Genomic DNA, 4440 nt, shown 5'->3' on the forward strand with positions numbered 1-4440 from the left:
CCCCTGGCCCGGGCCGGTCGGGGAGACGGCGGTGCGTACCGCGCCGGAGCTCGGGCGCCACCCCGGTGAGGGGTGGGCGTGGCGGGAGGTGGTGCTGCCCGCCGACGAGGTGGAGGCCTGGGTGGGCGACCGCCCGCTGGCCGGCCGGTGGGCGCTGGAGGCCCTGCGGGTGGCGGCCTGGCGACCGGCGGCCGACGAGGTCGACGAGCGCTCCATCCCGCACGAGCTGGACTGGCTCCGTACGGCGGTGCACCTGCGCAAGGGCTGCTACCGCGGGCAGGAGACGGTGGCGCGGGTGCAGAACCTGGGCCAGCCACCGCGGCGGCTGGTCTTCCTGCACCTCGACGGCTCGGGGCACGAGCTGCCGGTCGTGGGCGCCGAGGTGCGCTCCGGGGCCGTGGCCGGGGAGCCGGGCTCCGGCCGGGTGGTGGGCCGGCTCACGAGCGTGGCCCGCCACCACGAGCTGGGCCCCATCGGGCTCGCGGTGGTGAAGCGTTCGGTGGACCCCGGGGAGCCGCTCACCGTCGACGGGACGGCCGCGGCCCAGGAGGTGGTGGTGGCGCCCGGTGGCCGCCCGGCCCGGCGGCGCCCCTGAGACACCTGTGTGACATAGGTCACATGATTGCGGTTGGTTCCGTGACCTTTCGCAAATACTGTGGATCCGAACCCCCCGGTCCTCCCGGGTGGGAGACCTGAGACGGACACGGCTCGCGCTTCGGGCCCGAAGGAGTACAGCAATGATCAGCAAGGAGCAGCTAGAGGACCTGCGAGGCCGCGACCTGTTCGGCGCCGGCAACGAGAAGGTCGGGCCCATCGAGGACATCTACCTCGACGACCAGACCGGTCAGCCCGCCTGGGCCACGGTCAACACCGGCATGTTCAGCGGCAACAGCTTCGTGCCGCTGGACGACGCCACCATCGCCGAGGGTGGCCTCTCGGTGCCCTACACCAAGGACAAGGTGAAGGACTCCCCGCAGATCGAGGCCGGCCAGCACCTGGACGCCGAGCACGAGGTGGAGCTGTACCGCTACTACGGCGTGCAGTTCGACGGCGACACCACCCAGACCGAGGCCGGCTTCGCGGGTGACCGCGTCGAGGCCGCCGACGTGGAGCGCGACAACACCGGCGCCGACTTCGGCCGTTGGGACGGCGCTGCCGCCGGCACCGCTGCCGGCACCGCTGCGGGCACCGGCCTCGCCGCCGGCGACGCCACCGCCAAGGCCGACTACGACCGCCAGTATGGCTCGGAGTCCGAGATCGACGTGGAGCGCGAGCGCGCCCTGGAGGCCGACCAGGCTGCCGGTTTCGCCGACCGCGGCACCGACGCCACCACCGCCGTGCCCACGGCTGCCGCCTCCACCGGCTACGCCGGCGAGCGCACCGCCGACCGCGGTCTGGCCGTCGACGGCGAGCGCACCACGGTGACCCGCCACGAGGAGCGCCTGAACGTGGGCAAGGAGCGTCGCGAGACCGGCTCCGTGCGCCTGCGCAAGTTCGTGGTCGAGGAGGACGAGACCATCTCCGTGCCGCTGGAGCGCGAGTCCGTGGAGATCGAGCGTCGTGAGATCACCGACGGCCAGCCGGTGGGCGCCTGGGACTTCGCCGACGACGAGCTCGAGGTCCGCCTCGTCGAGGAGCACCCGGTGGTCTCCAAGGAGGTCTACGCGGTGGAGGAGATCGGCCTGAACAAGAAGGTCGTCACCGAGAACCGTCAGGTCACCGAGCGCCTGCGCCGCGAGCGCGTCGAGATCGAGGGCGCCGACGACGCCCAGCTCGACGGCCGCGACCGCGTCTGAGCGATCCGCTGACCCGCTGACGCGGCCCCGCCCCACCGGGCGGGGCCGCGTCGTGCGTGCGGGCTGGACTACCCTCGCCGCGTGACCGCTCCCAACTCGCACCACAGCCCCCTCGCTGAGGCCCCCGTGGTCGCCCACGTCGTGCGGGGCGACCTCGTGGAGTCCGTGCACCACGGCCTGGCCGTCCTCACCGCGTCGGACGGAGGGGTGGAGCGGGCCGTCGGGCCGGTGAACGTGCCGATGTTCCCGCGCTCGGCCAACAAGCCGATGCAGGCCGTCGGCATGCTGCGCGCCGGGGCTGCGCTCTCGGGCCGCCACCTCGCGCTGGCCTGTGCGAGCCACTCCGGCGAGGCCTTCCACCGCGAGGCCGTGCTGGAGATGCTGGCGTCCGCGGGCCTGGACGCCTCCTTCCTGCAGAACACGCCCACCCTGCCGGGGGACGAGCAGGTCCGGGCCGACTGGCTGGCCGCCGGCCACGGCCCCGACGCGCTGGTGCAGAACTGCTCCGGCAAGCACGCCGGCATGCTCGCCGCCTGCGTGGCCGCGGGGTGGAGCACGCAGACCTACCTGGACGCGGCCCACCCGCTGCAGGTGACCATCCGCCAGGCGGTGGAGGACCTCTCCGGCGATGCGGTGGAGCACGTGGCGGTGGACGGCTGCGGTGCCCCGGTGATGTCGCTGACGCTGGCCGGTCTGGCCCGGGCGTTCGGGCGCATCGCGGCTGCCCCCGAGGGGCCAGAGCGGGCCGTGGCCGACGCGATGCGGGAGAACCCCCAGTACGTGGGCGGCACCCATCGCGAGGTCACCGCGCTGATGCGTGCGCTGCCCGGCGCGGTCGCCAAGGACGGCGCCGAGGCCGTGCTGGCCCTCGGGCTGCCGGACGGCCGGGGCCTGGCGGTGAAGGTCGCCGACGGTGCCGAGCGCGCGCTGTGGCCGGTGGCGGTGGAGCTGCTCCGCGCCGCCGGCGTGGAGAACGAGGCCCTGGGCCGCATCGGTGCGGTGCAGGTGATGGGGCACGGACGGGCCGTCGGCTCGGTCGTGGCCACCGGGATCGTGGGCGAGGAGGCCCGTTGATGGACATGGTCGTGCTGAGCATCCTGCGGTTCGAGACCTGGGTGCTGGCGGTGCTCGCCGTGGTGGCGCTCGTGGTGGAGGTGCGGGCGCTGCTGCACGTGCTCACTACCCGGGTGGACGCCTTCCCAGCCGCGGACGCCCGCACCAAGGTCTTCTGGGCCGTGGTGCTTGGTCTGTGCACCCTGCTGGGCGCCTACCAGGTCTGGGTGCTGGGGAGCCTCGTGGCGCTGGGGTCGTGGACGACCTTCCCGCCGCTGGCGCTCTTCGGCCTCATCGCGGTCACCGTGGCGGGCGTCTACCTGGCCGACACCAAGCGGCGCATCGAGGGGATCCTGGCCAACGCCCAGACCCCCGGCCGCCTGTGGTGAGCCTGCCCGGCCCGCAGACGCACCTCGAGGACGGGCCGGAGGGCCCGCTGGAGGTGTTCGCCACCGGGCGGGGCGAGCCGGTGACGGTCTACGCGCACGGGCTGGCGGGCAGCATCACCTCCACGCGGCCGTTCGCCACCGGGGTGGTCGGCGGCTCGGTGTTCCTGCACCAGCGGGGCCACGGGCGCTCCCTGGCGCCCGACGGCGGCTGGGACTACGGCCATCTGGCAGCCGATCTGCTCGCGGTGGCCGACCGCCACGGGGCCACCCGCGCGTTGGGGCTGAGCATGGGGGCGGGCGCCATCACGCGGATCCTGGCCGAGCAGCCGGACCGCTTCGAGCGGGCCGTCCTGGTGATCCCCGCCGTCATCGACGCCACCCGCGAGGACGCCGCGCTGCGCCGTATGGAGCGGATGGCTGCGCTCGTGGAGGCTGGTGACGCCGACGCCCTCGAGGCGTGGCTGCTGGCCGACCAGCCCGCGGCGGTGCGTGACCAGCCGGCGGTGCGCGCCTTCTGCCGCCAGCAGGCCGAGGCGCTGCTGGGCACGGGGGCGGCTACGGCGCTGCGGGCACTGCCGGGCGCCCACCCCATCGACGACCGGGCCGCCCTGGCCGCGGTGAGCGCCCCGGTGCTCGTCATCGGGCAGGAGGACGACGACGCGCACCCGGCCTCGGTGGCCCGTGGGCTGGGCGAGGCCCTGGGCAACGCGACGGTGGAGGTGCTGCCGCCTGGCGGGCTCATCTGGGCCCACCGCCAGCGGGTCCGCGAGCTGGTGACGGGCTTCCTGAACGCCTGAGAGTAAAGACTCGCTCAAGGTTCGTTGCGGCAGTTGAATCCTGGCTTCGGGGGGGATAGTCCTCGCAGTCGACTACGAGGGGAATTGTCATCCATGAAGAACATTCTTGCCATGCTCGGGGTGGTCATCCACGGCATCGAGGACAAGTGCCCGCAGCGTTCGCGATGAAATGTTGACTTCGCTGGATGGGGGGCAGGCGTTGCCTGCCTCCCCCCATCCAGCCGATGGGGGGAGATGTGATGGACTGGGTTCAATTCGGGTCGGCATGGGTTGCTGGGACTCAGCTGGTCAGGAGGGCATGAAGGTGGGGCGCGTCGACGGTGGGTACGAGGCCGATGCCGTGGGGGCAAAGTGGCTCATCCGATCTGAGGGTGAAGCCGGGGTCTGAAGCCGCCGGCTTCGAGG

5 protein-coding genes are annotated in these 4440 nt (G+C 73.4%); all 5 read left to right on the forward strand.

Translation table 11 applies throughout. The features are described from left to right. Positions 1 to 595 (forward strand): CAF17-like 4Fe-4S cluster assembly/insertion protein YgfZ (locus HMPREF3099_RS11055; RefSeq protein WP_371327543.1); only part of this gene is annotated, 595 nt, incomplete at its 5' end. A 142-nt stretch (positions 596 to 737) separates the two neighbouring features. Then, the gene (locus HMPREF3099_RS11060) at positions 738 to 1796 is read left to right on the forward strand and encodes a DUF2382 domain-containing protein (protein WP_070706085.1); all 1059 of its coding nucleotides are present in this window, start codon (positions 738 to 740) and stop codon (positions 1794 to 1796) included. Positions 1797 to 1877: 81 nt separating this feature from the next. Then, positions 1878 to 2870 carry an asparaginase gene (locus HMPREF3099_RS11065; RefSeq protein ID WP_070706087.1) on the forward strand — a complete coding sequence of 331 codons (993 nt, stop codon included), beginning with the start codon at positions 1878 to 1880 and terminating at the stop codon, positions 2868 to 2870. After that, complete coding sequence (locus HMPREF3099_RS11070; RefSeq protein WP_083323734.1) at positions 2870 to 3238, forward strand: DUF2516 family protein; 369 nt, start codon at positions 2870 to 2872, stop codon at positions 3236 to 3238. Before HMPREF3099_RS11065 ends, HMPREF3099_RS11070 begins: the two co-directional genes overlap by 1 nt. Continuing rightward, the gene (locus HMPREF3099_RS11075) at positions 3235 to 4035 is read left to right on the forward strand and encodes an alpha/beta fold hydrolase (protein WP_237769847.1); all 801 of its coding nucleotides are present in this window, start codon (positions 3235 to 3237) and stop codon (positions 4033 to 4035) included. The genes HMPREF3099_RS11070 and HMPREF3099_RS11075 overlap by 4 nt, the downstream gene beginning before the upstream one ends. Positions 4036 to 4440 lie beyond the last annotated feature (405 nt).

Source organism: Kytococcus sp. HMSC28H12, assembly GCF_001816045.1.
Lineage (GTDB): Bacteria > Actinomycetota > Actinomycetes > Actinomycetales > Dermatophilaceae > Kytococcus > Kytococcus schroeteri.

Excerpts from the sequence above, each read along its gene's own strand:
- HMPREF3099_RS11060 (WP_070706085.1), top strand. The coding sequence starts at position 738 with ATGATCAGCAAGGAGCAGCTAGAGGACCTGCGAGGCCGCGACCTGTTC.
- HMPREF3099_RS11070 (WP_083323734.1), top strand. The coding sequence starts at position 2,870 with ATGGACATGGTCGTGCTGAGCATCCTGCGGTTCGAGACCTGGGTGCTG.